Annotated in this window: 22 protein-coding genes; 15 read left to right on the top strand and 7 right to left on the bottom strand. The window is 56.0% G+C overall.

From position 1 onward, the window contains the following. Positions 1–24: 24 nt before the first annotated feature. From ACP3PW_RS02310 to ACP3PW_RS02280, 7 genes are all read left to right on the top strand, one after another. A complete protein-coding gene (locus ACP3PW_RS02310) occupies positions 25–381 on the top strand; it encodes a GFA family protein (RefSeq protein ID WP_426415044.1) in 357 nt (118 codons plus the stop codon). Continuing rightward, positions 362–904 carry a GNAT family N-acetyltransferase gene (locus tag ACP3PW_RS02305; RefSeq protein WP_426415043.1) on the top strand — a complete coding sequence of 181 codons (543 nt, stop codon included), beginning with the start codon at positions 362–364 and terminating at the stop codon, positions 902–904. The genes ACP3PW_RS02310 and ACP3PW_RS02305 overlap by 20 nt, the downstream gene beginning before the upstream one ends. A 36-nt stretch (positions 905–940) precedes the next feature. Further along, complete coding sequence (locus ACP3PW_RS02300; protein ID WP_426415042.1) at positions 941–1,339, top strand: GFA family protein; 399 nt, start codon at positions 941–943, stop codon at positions 1,337–1,339. 96 nt (positions 1,340–1,435) lie between these two features. Next, positions 1,436–2,059, top strand: coding sequence for a LysE family translocator (locus ACP3PW_RS02295; RefSeq protein WP_426415041.1), 624 nt, complete (start codon positions 1,436–1,438; stop codon positions 2,057–2,059). Positions 2,060–2,090: 31 nt separating this feature from the next. After that, positions 2,091–2,630 (top strand): isochorismatase family protein, encoded by a 540-nt coding sequence (locus ACP3PW_RS02290; RefSeq protein WP_426415040.1) that lies wholly within the window; start codon positions 2,091–2,093, stop codon positions 2,628–2,630. Between the two features lie 25 nt (positions 2,631–2,655). After that, positions 2,656–3,057, top strand: a complete 402-nt coding sequence (locus tag ACP3PW_RS02285) for an SMI1/KNR4 family protein (RefSeq protein ID WP_426415039.1) — start codon at positions 2,656–2,658, stop codon at positions 3,055–3,057. After that, positions 3,021–3,722, top strand: coding sequence for an MliC family protein (locus ACP3PW_RS02280; RefSeq protein ID WP_426415038.1), 702 nt, complete (start codon positions 3,021–3,023; stop codon positions 3,720–3,722). Before ACP3PW_RS02285 ends, ACP3PW_RS02280 begins: the two co-directional genes overlap by 37 nt. 110 nt (positions 3,723–3,832) lie before the next feature. On the opposite strand, the gene ACP3PW_RS02275 is transcribed toward ACP3PW_RS02280, so the two are convergent. Further along, positions 3,833–4,039 (bottom strand): cold-shock protein, encoded by a 207-nt coding sequence (locus ACP3PW_RS02275; protein WP_426415037.1) that lies wholly within the window; start codon positions 4,037–4,039, stop codon positions 3,833–3,835. Positions 4,040–4,485: 446 nt separating this feature from the next. Between ACP3PW_RS02275 and ACP3PW_RS02270 the strand changes: the two genes are divergently transcribed. Further along, positions 4,486–4,962 carry an N-acetyltransferase family protein gene (locus ACP3PW_RS02270; RefSeq protein WP_426415036.1) on the top strand — a complete coding sequence of 159 codons (477 nt, stop codon included), beginning with the start codon at positions 4,486–4,488 and terminating at the stop codon, positions 4,960–4,962. Positions 4,963–4,996: 34 nt separating this feature from the next. On the opposite strand, the gene ACP3PW_RS02265 is transcribed toward ACP3PW_RS02270, so the two are convergent. Further along, positions 4,997–5,770, bottom strand: a complete 774-nt coding sequence (locus tag ACP3PW_RS02265) for a ferredoxin--NADP reductase (RefSeq protein ID WP_426415035.1) — start codon at positions 5,768–5,770, stop codon at positions 4,997–4,999. A gap of 100 nt (positions 5,771–5,870) precedes the next feature. Here ACP3PW_RS02265 and ACP3PW_RS02260 point away from each other — a divergent pair, with 100 nt between their 5' ends. Then, on the top strand, positions 5,871–6,761 hold the full coding sequence (locus ACP3PW_RS02260) for a LysR family transcriptional regulator (RefSeq protein WP_426415034.1): 891 nt from the start codon (positions 5,871–5,873) through the stop codon (positions 6,759–6,761). 47 nt (positions 6,762–6,808) lie between these two features. Here ACP3PW_RS02260 and ACP3PW_RS02255 read toward each other — a convergent pair whose 3' ends face one another. From ACP3PW_RS02255 to ACP3PW_RS02245, 3 genes are all read right to left on the bottom strand, one after another. Beyond that, entirely contained in the window at positions 6,809–8,161 is a 1,353-nt protein-coding gene (locus tag ACP3PW_RS02255) for an HD-GYP domain-containing protein (protein WP_426415033.1), read from the bottom strand. Positions 8,162–8,208: 47 nt separating this feature from the next. Next, entirely contained in the window at positions 8,209–9,537 is a 1,329-nt protein-coding gene (locus ACP3PW_RS02250; protein ID WP_426415032.1) for a DUF945 family protein, read from the bottom strand. Positions 9,538–9,656: 119 nt separating this feature from the next. After that, on the bottom strand, positions 9,657–10,016 hold the full coding sequence (locus ACP3PW_RS02245; RefSeq protein WP_426415031.1) for an MmcQ/YjbR family DNA-binding protein: 360 nt from the start codon (positions 10,014–10,016) through the stop codon (positions 9,657–9,659). 110 nt (positions 10,017–10,126) lie between these two features. Between ACP3PW_RS02245 and ACP3PW_RS02240 the strand changes: the two genes are divergently transcribed. From ACP3PW_RS02240 to ACP3PW_RS02215, 6 genes are all read left to right on the top strand, one after another. After that, positions 10,127–10,705, top strand: coding sequence for a DUF3299 domain-containing protein (locus tag ACP3PW_RS02240; RefSeq protein WP_426415030.1), 579 nt, complete (start codon positions 10,127–10,129; stop codon positions 10,703–10,705). A gap of 127 nt (positions 10,706–10,832) precedes the next feature. Next, entirely contained in the window at positions 10,833–12,626 is a 1,794-nt protein-coding gene (gene frdA / locus ACP3PW_RS02235) for a fumarate reductase (quinol) flavoprotein subunit (RefSeq protein WP_426415029.1), read from the top strand. Continuing rightward, complete coding sequence (locus ACP3PW_RS02230; protein WP_426415028.1) at positions 12,616–13,380, top strand: succinate dehydrogenase/fumarate reductase iron-sulfur subunit; 765 nt, start codon at positions 12,616–12,618, stop codon at positions 13,378–13,380. Before frdA ends, ACP3PW_RS02230 begins: the two co-directional genes overlap by 11 nt. Then, complete coding sequence (locus ACP3PW_RS02225) at positions 13,370–13,789, top strand: fumarate reductase subunit C (protein WP_426415027.1); 420 nt, start codon at positions 13,370–13,372, stop codon at positions 13,787–13,789. Before ACP3PW_RS02230 ends, ACP3PW_RS02225 begins: the two co-directional genes overlap by 11 nt. Next, on the top strand, positions 13,786–14,148 hold the full coding sequence (gene frdD / locus ACP3PW_RS02220; protein ID WP_426415026.1) for a fumarate reductase subunit FrdD: 363 nt from the start codon (positions 13,786–13,788) through the stop codon (positions 14,146–14,148). The genes ACP3PW_RS02225 and frdD overlap by 4 nt, the downstream gene beginning before the upstream one ends. Positions 14,149–14,191: 43 nt before the next feature. Further along, complete coding sequence (locus ACP3PW_RS02215) at positions 14,192–14,983, top strand: methyltransferase domain-containing protein (protein ID WP_426415025.1); 792 nt, start codon at positions 14,192–14,194, stop codon at positions 14,981–14,983. A 19-nt stretch (positions 14,984–15,002) separates the two neighbouring features. Here ACP3PW_RS02215 and ACP3PW_RS02210 read toward each other — a convergent pair whose 3' ends face one another. Both ACP3PW_RS02210 and ACP3PW_RS02205 read right to left on the bottom strand, forming a co-directional pair. Then, positions 15,003–15,647, bottom strand: coding sequence for a hypothetical protein (locus ACP3PW_RS02210; RefSeq protein ID WP_426415024.1), 645 nt, complete (start codon positions 15,645–15,647; stop codon positions 15,003–15,005). A gap of 241 nt (positions 15,648–15,888) precedes the next feature. Further along, a complete protein-coding gene (locus ACP3PW_RS02205) occupies positions 15,889–16,401 on the bottom strand; it encodes a glycine cleavage system protein R (RefSeq protein ID WP_426415023.1) in 513 nt (170 codons plus the stop codon). Positions 16,402–16,508: the final 107 nt, after the last annotated feature.

The following is a 16,508-nucleotide window of genomic DNA, read 5'->3' as shown; positions in this document are numbered from 1 at the left end:
TTTCTGTTCCAAAAGGAGTTACCCATGACGACTTACTATGGCAGCTGCCATTGTGGTGCAGTACGCTTTAGTTTTGAGCACCCCCCCATCGAACGAGGTTTACGCTGTAACTGTTCGTACTGCTCTCGAAAAGGGGCGCTAATGACTCCGGAGGCGTTTCCCGAAGAGTTGCTCAGGATCGAAGCGGGCGAGCAGGATCTGGGGCTTTATCAGTTTGGACGTTTGGTCGCCAAGCACTATTTTTGTAAGCAGTGCGGTATATATACCTTTAACGAGACAGTACGCAAACCGGGGTTTTATCGCGCAAACCTGGGCTGCGTAGCGGAGCTTGATAGCGGACTCCTGGACGTGGACCTGTTTGATGGCCAAAACCTGCTCTGATAGCGCAATCAGGATTCAACCCTATCAGTTGGAGGATGCCCCGGCGTTGATGGAGGTGTTCCATCGGGCGGTGCACGCAATTGACGGTAGCCTGTACTCCGCTGCCGAACGAGAGGCCTGGGCGCCGACACCGCCAGACGGGATTTGGTGGAGGGAGCGACTGCGGACGATGGAGCCCGAGGTCGCCTGGTCGGGTGCGCAGATCGCAGGGTTTGCGTCGCTGCTGGTAACGGTCGCCGGCGCGTCTGGCCAGTTAGTTCGCCAGGGGCATATTGACTGTCTCTATACGAGGCCGGATTTTCAGCGACAGGGTGTGGCTGCAGCGCTCTATTCGCGCTGCACGGAGCGGGCTATCGAGCGTGCATGCACTGTGCTGACGGTGGATGCCAGCCGAGCGGCGCAGCCGTTTTTTCACGCCAGGGGGTTTCGCGTAGTGAATCATAATCGGATCGCGCTGCGTGGGCAGCGGCTTGCCAATTGCACGATGAGTCGAGCCGTACCGACCGAGGTGGTGAGCAGGTGATCCAGTGTGGTGTGGAGAGAGACAGAGGGCGAGAATATGTTGAAAGGAAGTTGTTTATGCAAAGGGGTTGGCTACGAGGTGGACCAGCTCGATTCCGCCATACAGCACTGCTCCTGTTTGAGTTGTCAAAAGGCCCACAGCGCGGCGTACAATACTGCGGCGGCGGTTGCGCCAGAGCACTTCCGCTGGGTACGGGGTGAAGCCCTGCTGCGGCAGTACGAGTCGTCGCCAGGCAAGCTGCGATATTTCTGTGGCCAGTGTGGCTCCCAGTTGGTTGCCCGGCGCGATGACAAACCCTGGGTGCTGCGAGTTGCGTCTTTGGATGATGATCCGGGTGCGCGCCCGTTGCGGCGCATTTGGGACAGTCATCGGCGACCCTGGTTGGCCGATCAGGACTCATTAACTGCCTATGCGGAGTGGGAGCCGGGCCACTAATTTATCCAGCGGTGTGGTGGTTAACCCATTTTATAGAATCCGGTGGTGGCGCTTGGAAACCAGCGTCAGCGCACTTGATGGTATGAGGAAGTCGTTGTGGTTGAGTTGTCTGTCTTGCTGATTTTTATCCCTACCTTTCTGCTGGTGTCGGTGACCCCGGGTATGTGCATGACCCTGGCGATGACCATGGGCATGACCATCGGGGTGCGGCGGACGTTGTGGATGATGTGGGGTGAGCTGGTCGGGGTAGGGGTGGTGTCGGTAGCCGCGGTACTCGGGGTGGCGGCGATCATGCTCAACTATCCAAGTCTGTTTTTGCTGTTGAAATATATCGGAGGAGGCTACCTGGTTTGGCTCGGCATACAGATGTGGCGCTCGAGGGGAAAGATGGCGATCAGTGATAGCATTGACGACCAGCCCCATGTCGCAGGGCGCGTGTTGTTTACGCAGGGGCTGGTAACGGCTATTGCCAACCCCAAGGGCTGGGCGTTTATGATCTCCTTATTGCCGCCGTTTATTAATACCCAGCTGCCGTTGTTGCCGCAGTTGAGTGTGTTGGTTGGAATTATCCTGTGCAGCGAATTTATCTGCATGCTTGCCTATGCAAGTGGTGGTCGTTCGCTGCGTCATTTTTTGCAAAAAAGCGGAAACGTTCGTATGTTGAATCGAATCGCTGGCAGTTTGATGGTTGGGGTTGGTATTTGGCTGGCCACGGGTTAAAACCACTGCTCGGGATTGGGGAGGTATGTTGATGTTGGATCGTGAAAATACCGCGCTGCTGTTTATTGATCTGCAGGGAAAGCTGGCGACTCAGATGCCCCACAGCGAACAGTTGTTTCATCGCTTGCAGCAGCTTCTGCGAGGGGCGCTGATACTGCGCCTGCCCATCATCTGGATGGAGCAAAATCCCCAGGGGTTGGGTGGCACCTTGCCTTGTTTCGTCGGTTTGCTGGAGGGCCGAACTCCGTTGGTAAAGCAGAGTTTTAGTGGTTGGGCGGAAGCGGATATTCGCGCGGCAATTGAAGCCTGCGGCGCGCGCCAATTGCTGCTGTGCGGGGTTGAGGCTCATGTTTGCGTGTATCAGTCGGCGCGGGATCTGCTGTCTGCCGGGTATGGCGTTCATCTGGTGGCAGATGGGGTTGCCTCAAGAGATCCCCTTAACCGTCAAGTGGCGCTGGACCGACTGGTGGAGGAGGGGGCTCGACTCACCTGCGTGGAGATGGCCCTGTTTGAATTGATCGGGCGTGCCGATGATCCCCTGTTTCGACAGCTTTTGTCGGTCATCAAATAACGGCCTGCGGGCCAAAGGAGTGGGTGTGGAAGAGGTTATTGACGAATTGAGGGCGCGGGCGGAAACGGTTCCGGTGCCGATGGAGCTGCCGACTGAGGAGGAACTGGTGGATGTTGAGGAGCAGATCCTGATACCGATTCCTTATGAGTTGCGCCGTTTTCTGCTGACAGCGAGTGATATTGTCTACGGTACGTTAGAGCCGGTGACCGCCAGTGACCCGCAAATGCACACCTATCTGCCTGAAGTCGCCGCGCTTGCCTGGTCGCTTGGCTTGCCGCGGGAGTACGTGCCCCTGTGCGAGGATCGGGGGTGTTATTATGCGGTTGATGCCCTGGGCGAGGTTGTCGTCTGGGAGGATCAGGAGATCGGCGAGCAGCGGTGGGATAGCGTATGGCATTGGGTGCATCAGGTTTGGATGGAAAGTTAAGCCTGGGATCGTGGTTGGGGCGACGGGGGGTGGCGCTGTTAGGTGGAGTGCTGCTGGCAGGGTGCGCCCTGGTCAAGCCGGTCGATCCGGGTTGGGCCGAATCGGCGAGTCCCGCCAATACCTGGGTCTATCGCTGTGATAAGGGATTTGATTTCGTCGCTCGTGGAGACGGCGAGCGCGTATGGCTGTTTTTACCCCAAAGTACGGTAGCGCTGAACCGGATGCTTGGCGGGTCCGGCGAGCGTTATTTGGGAGACGGTCTCAGCTTCTGGCGTAAGGGCGAGGAGGCAACGCTGGCGTCGGCCGGGCAGACCTACCTTTGCCAGAATGACCGTCGCGCGGCAATCTGGGAGGCGTCCAAGCTGAATGGGTTTGATTACCGGGCGGCAGGTAACGAACCGGGTTGGTATTTGGAGATTGGGCAGGGAGTGATGTCGCATCTGGTGACAGGGTACGGCGAGACGCGAATCGAGTTCAGGCTGCCGGCGCCACAAACCGATCAGGCGGCCAGGGTTACGGTTTATCGTCTGCCGAAAGAGCGTTTACAGATCCGCATTGAGGCCAAGCCCTGCAGTGACACCATGAGTGGTGAGTCGTTTGCGTCTTCGGTTAGGGTGATGTGGGATGGGCAAAGTTTTAGCGGGTGCGGGCGCGCACTTCACTAAGGGTAAAAGGTGGGTAGCTATCGCCGGCCTAGCGGGCAATATAGTAGCGGTGGAGCAGAAATTAAAGCAGCGGGGCGAACGCCCCGCTGCAACAGAACCGAGCGTTAACCTTAGATAGGTGTAACGTCCTCAGCCTGCAGGCCCTTCTGGCCTTGAGTAACGGTGAACTGTACTTTCTGGCCTTCAGCCAGAGTACGGAAGCCGTCAGACTGGATAGCGCTGAAGTGAACAAACACGTCAGGACCAGACTCTTGCTCGATGAAGCCGAAGCCTTTAGTTTCGTTGAAAAACTTTACTGTACCAGTGGTAGTAGACATTTCTTAAAATCCTGTAAACCAAACACGATATACCCAGAAGGGCGTTGTTGCTGAAAAGATGGGGTATTTCTTATGTCTACAGGACGAACTTCTTGGAATGCGTCTTACGGTAACCATACAATACAGCCATACCTTCAGGCTGTTATCGAGTTTACACGCTATGTGATTGACGTCAATCATTGTAGCGCGATAGTTGTATGAATTTTTTACGCTTATCTCTTATGCGTGGATTCAAGGGCTTCGGGGTTGGGGGAGGGGCTAAGAGGTCGCGCTGTTAGCCGTGGACTCGAAAAGTCAGTGTTACTAGGGCTAGCCCGCTGGATTCCCGGCGTCAGCTTATGTCGTGGGCGAGCCCTATCTTTTTGTTATTCATAATAAAATGCCACCTGATTGAATGTTATGACGCTATTGGTGGCGGGCAGTGTACAACCCACAGGGAGAGAGCAATGATCACAATTCGTCCGGCCGCGGAAAAAGATGTGGCCACTATTGAGCGTTTTATTCGTGAGCTGGCGCGTTATGAAAAAGCGGAACAGGAGGTTAAAACGGACGCAGAGGGGATTCGGGATTCGTTATTTGGAGATGACTCGCCGGCCCGTGCGCTGCTGTGTGAACGTGACGGTAAGGCGATAGGCTACGCGGTTTTTTTCTACAACTACTCCACCTGGCTGGGGCGAAAAGGGCTCTACCTTGAGGATCTCTATATTACCCCGGAGGAGAGGGGAGGGGGTGCGGGAAAGGGGTTGTTGCGGCATTTGGCGCAGCTGGCTGTTGCCCAGGGTTGTGGACGTTTTGAATGGAGCGTGCTGGACTGGAATGAGCCTGCCATCGGCTTCTATAAAAGCCTTGGAGCGACACCCCAGGATGAGTGGATCATCTATCGTTTGAGCGGCGACGCGCTGCATCGGTTTGCAGCCGGCTAGGGATATAGGCCCTCCGGTGCCAAGGAGAGCGTTGCTAGCGCTCGACGAACGCTCTCTCGATAACGTAATGGGCAGCCTCTCCGTGCCGGGATTCCTGAAAACCCATGCCATCGAGGATGGCGCTAAACTCTTTCAGCATACTGGGACTGCCACACAGCATGAAGCGGTCATTCTCCAGGCTGAGGGGCGGTAGTCCCAAATCGGACGAGAGCTTTCCCGTGACCAGAAGATCGGTAAGGCGGCCATTGTTGCGGTATTTTTCCCGGGTCACCGTGGGGTAGTAGAGCAACTTTTCCTGTACCTCGACACCGAAGTATTCGTTATTGGGTAACTCCTCAGTGATCATCTGCTGGTAGGCGAGCTCCGAGGTGTATCGTACGCCGTGGGTGAGTATCACCCGATCGAAATTCTCGTAAATCTCCGGATCCTTGATAATGCTGAGAAAGGGGGCGAGACCGGTTCCGGTGCTCAGCAGGTACAGGTTGCGTCCCGGCAGCAGGTGATCCTGCACCAATGTGCCGGTTGGCTTGCGGCTCATTACGATCTCATCGCCGATGCTAAGGTTTTGCAGGCGAGAGGTCAGCGGACCATCGGGGACCTTGATGCTAAAGAACTCCAGCTCCTCTTCATGGTTTGCACTGGCGATGCTATAAGCGCGTAGCAGCGGTTTGCCTTCCAGTTCAAGACCGATCATGATGAAGTGACCGTTCTTGAAGCGGAGGCCTGGGCTGCGGGTCGTCTTAAAACTGAACAGTGTGTCGTTCCAGTGCTGGACGTCGGTCACCTGCTCGCGAAGCAATGCGCTCATCGAAAATCTCTCGGGGTAGTGATTATTGGGTCACTATAGCTTTAGGTCTTTATATCGGTAAAATGGGTATTATCGATACTGCTTATCGGAAAACCAGATAATGAAGTACAGCTTTCGACAGCTAGAGGTGTTTTTGGCCGCGGCTCACACTGAAAATATCACCCGTGCGGCGCAGCGGTTATCGATGTCCCAGTCGGCAGCGAGTGGAGCGCTCAGGGATCTGGAGCGACAGTTCGATATTCAGCTGTTTGATCGGGTGGGCAGGCGCCTGCAACTTAATGAGTTGGGACGCTTACTGCGCCCGGCTGCGGAATCATTGTTGGAGCAAGCGGCAGAGTTTGAACAGGCGCTGGAGCAGCATCGTACACCGGGAGCCTTGCATGTGGGAGCAACACTGACCATTGGCAACTACCTTGCTGTTGGGATCATGTCGCGTTACATGGGCGAGCAAGACGGGGCGCGGGTATCCCTGGAGGTGGCAAATACGTCGCAGGTGGTTCAGCGGGTGTTGAACTATGATCTCGATATCGGCCTGATCGAGGGGGAGTTGCACCACCCGGATCTGGAGATTATTCCCTGGCGGGAAGACCGTCTGGTGGCTTTTTGTGCCCCTGAACACCGGTTGGCCCAGGCGGGGGTTCTGGACGATCGCGCGCTGCGTCAAACCCCGTGGATTTTACGCGAATCGGGCTCCGGTACCCGGCAGACGTTCGAACGAGCTTTGCACGGGCTGGTGCCGGAGCTCACTATTCGTCTGGAGTTGCAGCACACTGAGGCGATCAAGCGCGCGGTGGAGGCCGGCTTGGGTATCGGTTGTCTGTCGATGGTGGCGCTGAGGGATGCCTTCAAGCGCGGCACCCTGGTGCCGCTGGCCGTTCCAGGGCGCGATTTTTCCCGTCATTTTTACTTTATCCTGCATCGAAGCAAGTATCGCAGCGCGGGCATACGGCGTTGGATTGAGTTGTGCCAGCAGTACCCCCGGATGGCCTGAGCGGGGTTGCACTTTGCCGGCGCTGCACTGGCGCTGCTAAAACGACCCTAGTGGTAATGTACCCAGCGCTCCTTGAGGGAGGTGTCGATACTCTGTTTGAGCGCTAGCAGTGAGGCGAGTTCAGGGAGTGCCTGCCCTTGCTGTTGCAGCAGCTCTATACACCAACCCAGGCGTTTGAAGAGCCATAGCAGCTCGTATTGCATAGCGTCGGCCTCTTCAAGTTCCTGCAATAGCTCCGGGTCTGGGTCCGGGGAACTGGAGCTTTCTTGCAGCCAAAGGGCGAGTACCTCCTCCCCCAGACCTGAGCGCCTGAGGGCGTCTAGAATGGCCCGCGATACTTTTTTGATTCCGGTGCCGCCGGGTTGGTCGATAAAGTCAGCTTCCTGGGCGAGCAGTTCCGGTAACGCCGCTGCCAGCGATTGCAGCACCTGCTGGGTGCCCTGAATACGCTGTAATAGCTGAGCGCTGGTTTCGCCTCCCGCTTGCGGGTGGCGCTTGGTGCGGCTGAGAATATGAAACACCGCACTGCAGACTTCCGGTTTGAACGCTTCGTAGTGAATTTTAAAGTGAGGCAGGCAGCTTTTTAGGGCAGCTTCCTTACCCTCCAGCGCCGTGGTGCTGAGATGGTGGATCAAATCTGCTCCCGCCACGATCTGCCCCATAATGCCCATTTTATCGGCGGGTTTTCGCGTCGGGTAACCACTCTGGTCCAGGCGTTCGTGGTGTTCAAGAATACCCTGGGCGATCTCGGGCTCCCATAAACCAAGCTCTTCGACGATCAGTTTGCCAATCACCACATGACTTTGCATGGTGCGTAGTTTTTCAGGAGTAACGCCGGTGCTGAAATCGAGCAATTCGGGTTGCAGGTGGAGTATGCCAAGGTCATGACAAAGGCCGCACAAGAAGGCGTTGTATTGTTTTGCCTGAGAGAGTTTCATCTCTTTTGCGATGAGTCCGCAGCCCCAGGCGCTAAACAGCAAGTGAATAAATTCCGACGGTAAGCGCTCCCGCATTACGGTGAGTTTTTGTCGAATGACGGGAGGCAGGGGCGTGTGTAGAAAAAACTGGGCAAAGGCGCTGCCGTAGTCATTTTCATTATGGATTTCAAGATAGTCCGTGCGCTCTTCCAGGTACGCGATGGCCAGGTCGTAGAGTTCACGGTCGCTGAGTGTGCGACTGATCTCTACCTGCTGTTCTATAGTTTTTTCAAGCCGGTGTTGGTTCAGGACCTTCACTTTTCCGGGGCTAAGGGGAGTACCTTTGGTAATGAGCAAGACGCCAAACTGGTTGTAGATATCCTCGCTCGCCAACACGGGGTTCGATTCATTGAGAGCCGCCAGATGGTCGGTATAGGCATCTGCCTGATGGCGGTCAAAGGCGATGGTCGGTTCAGGGCTCAATGGTGTTCACTCCTGTGGCGTATAGGTTAAAACTGCAAGGGAGGGTGTTAGTAGGCATTGCCCTGTAGCTGCTGTTGTAGCATTTCCCGCAGCGGAAAGGGTTGCCCGTTCAGGGTCATTTGACCGCCGCGTAGTTGACCCTTGAGCTGCAGCTGGTCGCCTTCACGGGTTAATAGCCCCTGGTCCAGGTAGAGGTCAACCATCCCCGCCAGCGGGCTCGCGTTAACCGCCTGCTCATCGGCGCTCATCAGCAGGTCCGCTTCCAGTGCGTCGAGTAGCAACAATGGGTCCTGCACATCCATCGGGTGTTGGCTGCCGGCGAGGCCAATGTATCGAATATCCAGATTAGTGGCGACCGTGCCGCCGAATGCATCCAGACGCAGCCCCTGGTTGAGTGTTAGCCCGGGTTGGAATATGCGGCTGGTCAGGGTACGAACCTCCTGCTCAATAAGCTCAGGGTTCTCTGATAACTGTTGATCAAACTGGTTGGCCAGCTGGGTCCACATATCAACTGCAGCGGGATCCAGTTGGGATAGTTCAAGGTCGTAACTCGCGGCCGTTAACGGCACCGGGGCTTGAATTGAACCGATGGAGATACTCTCCTCAATGCTCAGCTTTTCGTCGATCAGGCGTTGAGAGGTGCGCATGGAAAGCGCGTTCAGGGTAGCGTTCAGTTGGGGGGTGTTGATCTGCAGGGTATCGAACAGGATCGAAAAATCACCGACCGCGAGGGAGGGGTTGACCATCTCAACATTGAATTCACCCACCCCCTGGCTCAGCTCTACCGAACCCTCATCATCTTTTATGCTGAGGGGAAGGAGGGTGAGCGTGCCACTGGATGTATCTGTTTGCAGATTTGATGCGAGATTAAGTTCTGCACCGCCAAAATCAAACTGTACCCCTTGGTTGCGGTAGCTGAAGGCGGCAATCTGGGCCAGTGACCTCAGCTGCTGGTCGAATGTCACCAGGGTCGATGCGGTGGCAATCTGGTCGCCGAGTGTCTCTTGCAGAAAATCAGCCAGCTCCTGCGGTACATCCTCCAAAAACAGGCTGTCGCGAGAAGCGTAGAGGCCTGTGGCCAGTCCGCTGTCGGTACTGAGTAAGGGGCCGTGTGAGATATCGGACTCAATCACAACGACGATGCGATCCAGCTCACTCTGCTCGCTGCGCACCTCAAACTGCAATCGGGAGTGGCTGCTATAGAGGCCGCGCTGGTATTCGTGTTGGACGTTCTCGAGGCCAGATTGAGCAGCTTGCTGGTTGAGGCGAGCGACTTCCCGTTTGTATATTTGCTCGGCCTCGGTGCCTACAAAATAGGGCATGGCCGCTGCGCCCGTTACCAAAATCAGCGCCAGCAGCAGTGAAAACTTTTTCATGTAGAGTCCTTTCTTGTATAGGGTAGTAAAGCAATTGGTGATAAAAACAGGTGTATCATAACTGGCTGGGGTATGGGCACCAAATTCTGTGGCGCTTGGGTGTTGGAAGTGTGACCGACTTAGGGAGCCAGAAGCCCCGCCCGCTTCGCTTTGGGTAGCCCTCTTACGACCAGTTCGAAAGAGAGATCGAATAAGCGCAACAGTTCCCCCTCCGGGACAGTCCCATCGAGGGTGATGGTGTTCCAGTGCTTTTTGTTCATGTGGTATCCCGGCTCGATCGCGCAAAACATATCACGGAGCGCCAGCGCCTGCATGGGTTCGCATTTAAGGTTAATGCGCACGGGCTGTCGTGACGGATCGAACAGGGCGAACACCTTACCGGCCACTTTGAACACCCGTACATCGGGTCCGAACGGGTAATCGGCGTAGGCGCCCGGTTTGGCCAGCAGGTAGCGAGTCACGTCAGATTCCTGTTGCATGGTGCTCCCTGGTAACGGGTCGTTGCAATTATTACCCCATTGCAGGGAGTTTAGCCTCCGTGCTGCCGGTGGCGCTATACTGGGAGCCTTTAATCAAGGCCGGATTCCCCGTGATAATTGATCGGCGTACAAAAACAACCTCGATTCAATCCGTAAAGGGCTTGGCCGTAGCGCTTGCCCTTACCTGCACTGTATTGCTGGGTGGCTGCGGAGGAGGCGAGGTGGCGGTGGATTGGGAGCGGTTCGACATAGTCGAGTGGCCAGCCCTGATCCCTGAGGGTTTCACCGCGAGAGAGATAACCCGGCGCTACGATGTCAGTGGTTTGAAAGATGCCCGGCGTGAGCATCAGGTTGAAAGGATGCGGTCGGAGTGGGTCAGCGCACCGGTAGTGGAAGCGTTTGATGGAAAAAATGTGTCCGTAACGGGCTTCGTTGTTCCTCTCGATGACGGAGCGCTAAAGTTCGCAGAGTTTTTGCTGGTGCCCTTTGCCGGGGCCTGCGTCCATGTACCACCACCGCCCTCAAATCAGGTTATTTACGTAAAATCGGCGCGCCGTATCTATATCGAAGATCTGGATCAACCCTATCGGGTTGCAGGGGTGCTGCGTACGCAGTCCCTAACGCGTGATCTTGCCAGTTCGGGCTACACTATAGAGGCGGAGATTGTGGCGCTCGACACGCGCTACTGAAACACCCCTATCAGGGGCCTCGATCTCAATTCTTCCTTTTATCCTGAAAAACCTGTCATGAGTCACCGTTTTAGTCCCGCAATGGGCGCATGATTCAGCTTTCTCGGGCATGGAGGGCTGGAGCGATATGAATCACGTAGATGCGGATGTATTGGTTATCGGCGCCGGTGGCGGCGGCCTGAGAGCGGCTATAGCGATTGCCGAGAGCGACCCGGGGTTGAGTGTTGCGCTGATCTCCAAAGTGTATCCAATGCGCAGCCATACCGTGGCTGCGGAGGGGGGCGCCGCGGGTGTGGTGCAGGACCACGACAGTTTTGAATACCATTTTAACGATACCGTTTCCGGAGCCGACTGGTTGGCCGACCAGGACGTGGTGGAGTTTTTCGTTGAGCAGTGTCCCCAGGAGATGCTGCGGCTGGAACACTGGGGGTGCCCCTGGAGTCGGCGTGACGATGGCCGTGTCAATGTGCGCGCCTTTGGCGGCATGAAGATCGAGCGAACCTGGTTTGCGGCCGACAAAACGGGTTTCCATATCCTCCATACACTGTTCCAGACGTCGATGAAGTACCCCTCTATACGGCGTTTTGATGAGTTCTTCTGTACCGACTTGCTGGTGGACAGTGGCCGCGTGCAGGGGGTGCTGGCCGTCGATATCGCTGCTGGTACCTTCACTCGATTTACCGGGCGTGCGGTGATCATGGCAACCGGAGGGGCGGGAAGGGTCTATCGTTTCAATACCAACGGGGGCATCGTGACCGGAGACGGCATGGCGTTGGCCTATCGCGCCGGGGCGCCCTTACGGGATATGGAGTTTGTCCAGTATCACCCCACCGGATTACCGGGTACCGGTATCCTGATGACCGAGGGCTGTCGCGGCGAAGGGGGCATTCTTACCAACCGCGACGGTTATCGCTATCTGCAAGATTATGAGCTGGGGCCGGAAACGCCTATCGGGCAGCCACGTAACAAGACGATGGAGTTGGGCCCGAGAGATCGCCTCAGCCAGGCATTCTGGCATGAGGAGCAAAAGGGGCGTGTGATTGAAACCTCGCGGGGCACTGCGGTGAACCTCGATCTACGTCATCTCGGTGCACAAAAGATCAACGAACGATTGCCTTTTATACGGGAGTTGGCCGGTGCGTATATGGGCATCGACCCCGTACGAGATCCGATTCCGGTGCGGCCTACGGTACATTACACCATGGGGGGGATCGGCACCGATATTCACGCGCAAACCGAGCTGCCGGGCCTCTACGCCGTGGGGGAGTGTGCCAGTTCGGGGTTGCACGGGGCAAACCGGCTTGGCTCCAATTCGCTGGCTGAACTGTGCGTTATGGGCCGGGTCGCAGGGGAGCAGGCCGCGAAGTATGCGCGCGGCTGCGAGGCTGTTGATACAACGGGGATCAACGCCATGGCCGAAACGTATGCTCAAAAGTGGATCGCCCTGAGAACCCAAAGAGGTGATGAGAATCCGGCCCATATTCGTCGTGATCTGGCAGAAGCGATGGAGGAGGGGGTTGGCATCTATCGAAGCCATACCGGGATGCAAAAAACCTGTGCCACCATCGCCGGGCTCAGGCAACGCTACGGGTCGATTGGTCTCAGTGACGGTAGTTCGGTATTCAATACCGAGTGGTTGTATGCGATAGAGCTCGGATTCTTGTTGGATGTTGCTGAGGCTATGTCACATTCCGCGCTGGCTCGCAAGGAGTCGAGGGGCTCCCATCAGCGCCTGGATGAGTTTGGTGAGCGCGACGACGAGCGTTACCTCAAACATTCTCTCGCTTACCGGCGCGAGGGCGACGATCCGGTTGTAAAATACCAGGACGTGGTCATTACAAAATCAGCACCGGCGGCCCGTTTATATGGCGCTGCCGCCGAGCACAGTGAATCAGCACCGGAGAGCAGCCATGACAAATAATAGGTCGATGGTCGTGAGTGTGCAGCGTTATCGGCCCGAACAGGATAAGGACCCATGGTGGCAAGATTTTAGTGTTCCCTATAATGATGATACATCTGTGCTTGAGGCGCTGCAGTTTATAAAAGATGAGATCGATTCCAGCCTGAGCTTTCGCTGGTCGTGCCGCATGGCGATCTGCGGAAGCTGTGGGTTTATGATTAATGGTGTGCCCAGACTGGGTTGCAAAACCTTTCTGCGAGAGCATCGCTCGTTGCGGATAGCGGCGCTTGATAATTTTCCAATCGAGCGCGATCTGGTGGCAGATATCAGCAGTTTTGTGGGTAAGCTTGAAGAGGTAAAACCCTATCTGTTACGGCACAATCCTGCGGAGATGGACACCTCGGTGGCCATCGAGCAGGAGTACTTGCAAACACCGCAACAGGTCTCGCTCTTCCAGCAGTTTTCCCAGTGCATCAATTGCGGTCTCTGCTACGCGGCCTGCCCACAGTTCGGGCGTAATCCCGAATTTATAGGTCCCGCTGCTTTGACGTTGGCGTATCGCTACCTGCGCGATTCACGGGATCAGGGGCGGGAGGAGAGAATGCCCTTGCTCAATTCTGAACAGGGGGTCTGGAGCTGCACATTCGTGGGGTATTGTTCGGAGGTTTGCCCCAAGCATGTGGATCCTGCTGCTGCAATCAATCAGGGAAAGGCGGCTAGCGCACTGGACTATGCCAAGCAGGTTCTACCCAAAGGAGGTAGTGATGATCTCTAAGCAGGATACGACACCTACCAACAGGCGCCCGTATCGGCGCAAACAGTTGTCAGGGTGGTGGCTCGACAATCCCTACTATTTTTACTACATGCTGCGCGAAGGTACTGCGCTGGTGGTCGCAGGGTACGCCATTATGCTTGCAGTCGGTGTGCTTCGGTTAAGTCAGGGGCCCCTCGCCTGGCACGACTGGGTGGCATCTGTTACGAGTCCGCTAACGATGCCGTTGCATCTGCTGATGTTGGCAGCCCTGTTCTATCACGCCCTCACCTGGTTTCGTCTCGCTCCACGCATTGTTGTGATACGACTTGGAGGAAAACCGTTGCCACCGGCGTGGGTAGAGGTTATGCATTGGGGAGGCTGCGTTGCGATCACGGCAGTGTTGTTTGGTTTGTGGGGGGGTGGGCTATGAAATCTAAATATTCGCGTTCCCACGAGCCGATTGTGTGGAGCTTGTTTGGCGCTGGTGGAATGGCCGCCGCGTTTTTGCTGCCGGTTGTTGTGTTGATGCTTGGCGTTGCCATTCCAGCTGGCTGGGTAGGGCAAGAGGCCCTCAGTTATTCGGGTGCGACCATCTTCGCCTCCTCCTGGATGGGGAAAATCATATTGATGGCGGGGATCTGTTTGCCGCTCTATCACGCTGCACATCGAATACATCATGGGCTGGCCGATTTACACATTCGGTTGCCAGCTGTCCTGTCGCTATTGTTATTCTATGGGGGTGCCACGGCGCTGACGTTGGCGGTGGGGGTGTGGTTATTGCGCTTGTAGGTCATCGGCAGGGGTTGGCTCCCATCGTTTCAGGAGTGGGGATGTGACGCTTGATATTGACGAGCTGGTTCGATTGAGTCAAAGCGGTGAGGCTCTTATTGCCAGTGAACAAGAGGGGTGTACGCTGTTTGAAGTGCATCAGGATCGGGGGTTGCGGTGGCTGTACGTCGGGGACAATTCACTGCTGTCGTTGATGCGTCTGGATGCTCCCGATCAGCTGTTGCTCGATTACCAGCTTGCAATGGTCAGTGTTTTGATTTTTCGCCTCGCGCCTGCTCGCGTTCTCGACCTGGGATTGGGAGGGGGGGCGTTAGCCCGCTTTTTTCATCGCAGGCTACCCGATACCGAACTGTTATCTGTTGAGCGTAGTGCCGCAATGGTTGCATTGGCGAGCCGTTATTTTTCGCTGCCGGAGGAGTGTGCCGTCGAAACCTGCAGCGTCGAAAACTATTTGAGCGGTAGCCCCCAACCCTGCGAGCTGGTTTTATGCGATCTGTTCGAAGGGGAGAATCATAGCCAGCTGGTGGAGCAGGAGGGGTTTTATCGTGCCCTTGGAGACCGCCTGACAGAGGGGGGTACCCTGGCGATAAATTTGTTGCCGCTCGATGTAGCGCACCTGCTTAGGGTGCTAATGCCGTTACGGGCCAGTTTCCCCTATGTTGCGTTGATTGACGTTCCCCGGTGTGGAAATATCGTGCTTCTGGCGGCCCGTGAACCCCTGCTCGTTGATGTAGATGCAGAGCAACGAATTGCCCGACTCAGCACAGAGCTAGCGATGGATATCGCCAGGCCGCTCGAATGGTTGCAGCACTTGCCCGTCCCGGGCGCCGTTTAGCGCGAGCCTAAAAATATGATTAGTGCTCGCAATACTCGTAGGCTTCGAAGCGCTTGGCCACGCGATTTTCCTGTGCCAGCGTAATGTTGCTTTGGTGAACCAGCACTTTGTTGTGTGCATTAACGGCGGGGCTGACCAGGTCGTTGTCGAAGCTACCGACATAGCGAGGGATGCCGCTGTTGGGCTCATAGATGATGCCGGTAACTCCGGGGACATCGGGTATCGCAATCAGGCAGTAGCACCCGTGTTCGGCCTCAAATACGCCGGTAAAGGATTCGTTATCAAACGCCGACATATACGCAGTTTGGTAAAGGGACAGGTAGCGGCCATCTTCCATACACATGAGCGGAAGGGTCGCTACCACACTGTTCTCCGGGTCGCGTCGAAAGCGGCGTATGTGGCGTTCGGCCTGTTTGATATCCCGAAAGTGGCCGAGGTGGTAGTAGGTGCGTTCCTGGGCTGCATCGTAATCCTGGGCGACCACCGCGATATAGCGCCATTTCGGGTTGAACCCTACTTCAGCTAACACGGTATGGAACTGATCGTCCTTATCGTCCCGCAAGAACCGGTGTTCGACATAAAGCGGCTGGCTGTTGCCATCCTTGTCGATCTGCTCAACATTAATCTGGTCAATTCCCCAGACTTCGACAGGTGATAGTGACATATCATGACTCCCCTGTTGCGGTTGGCCCTTCTACCAGCATACATAAAAAATCGGGGAGGGAAAGCGTAGAGGGCAAAAAAATCAGGAAAAATATTTTATAACCCGTTGTTTTGTAAGGGGAATGGGCGTTTCTTTGAGAGGGGTGATCTCCCAGTATATGCCTCTGGGATTACAGGTCAAGCGGCGTGGCCGGGTGCGAGCTCGGAGCTGTCGGAAGCGGGCTGCACACCCGGAGGTATGGTCAGGGTTGGGAGACTTCGACCATCAGGTCGTCGGCGAGGGATTCCAGAGTGCTGATCAGGGTATCGATGTCTACCTGTTGAGGTACCTGCAGGCGCGCCTGAGCTCGGAACAGCATCTCGCCAGTATGGGGGGCGGGCTCGCATTCGGTGGAGAGGTCTTCGACGTTAACCTGTTGTGCGCTCAGCACCTGCGACACTTCGCGCACAATACCGGGGCGGTCATTACCCACAAGGTTCAGTAGCAGTGCGTGGCTGGTCACCCCCTGCTCTGCAGAGGCGTTCTCGATGATGACTTTAATACCATCGGTTTGTAGCGCCTCCAGCGCGTCTTTCAGTGTGGTTGCATGAGCGTCGCTGACATTCACGCGCAGAATGCCTGCGAACTTTCCGGCCATCTGAGCCATACGGCTTTCGAGCCAGTTGCCTTGGTGGTCAACGACGGTTTGGGCGAGGGAGTCAACCAGGCCGGGCTTATCGTCGGCGATGATGGAAACTACGAAATCAGTGGACAATGTTTTTCCTCCTCGGGGGAATCAGGATGATTGAGATGACTGCTGCTCCCAAGTAAAGCAGGGATTAATGGTAAGCGCGATGGTGGAGCGTATAATGGCCGCTCTTT

The sequence above is a fragment of the Aestuariirhabdus sp. LZHN29 genome (assembly GCF_049985285.1).
Taxonomy (GTDB): Bacteria; Pseudomonadota; Gammaproteobacteria; order Pseudomonadales; family Aestuariirhabdaceae; genus Aestuariirhabdus.
This window is presented reverse-complemented; position numbering and strand designations above follow the sequence as displayed.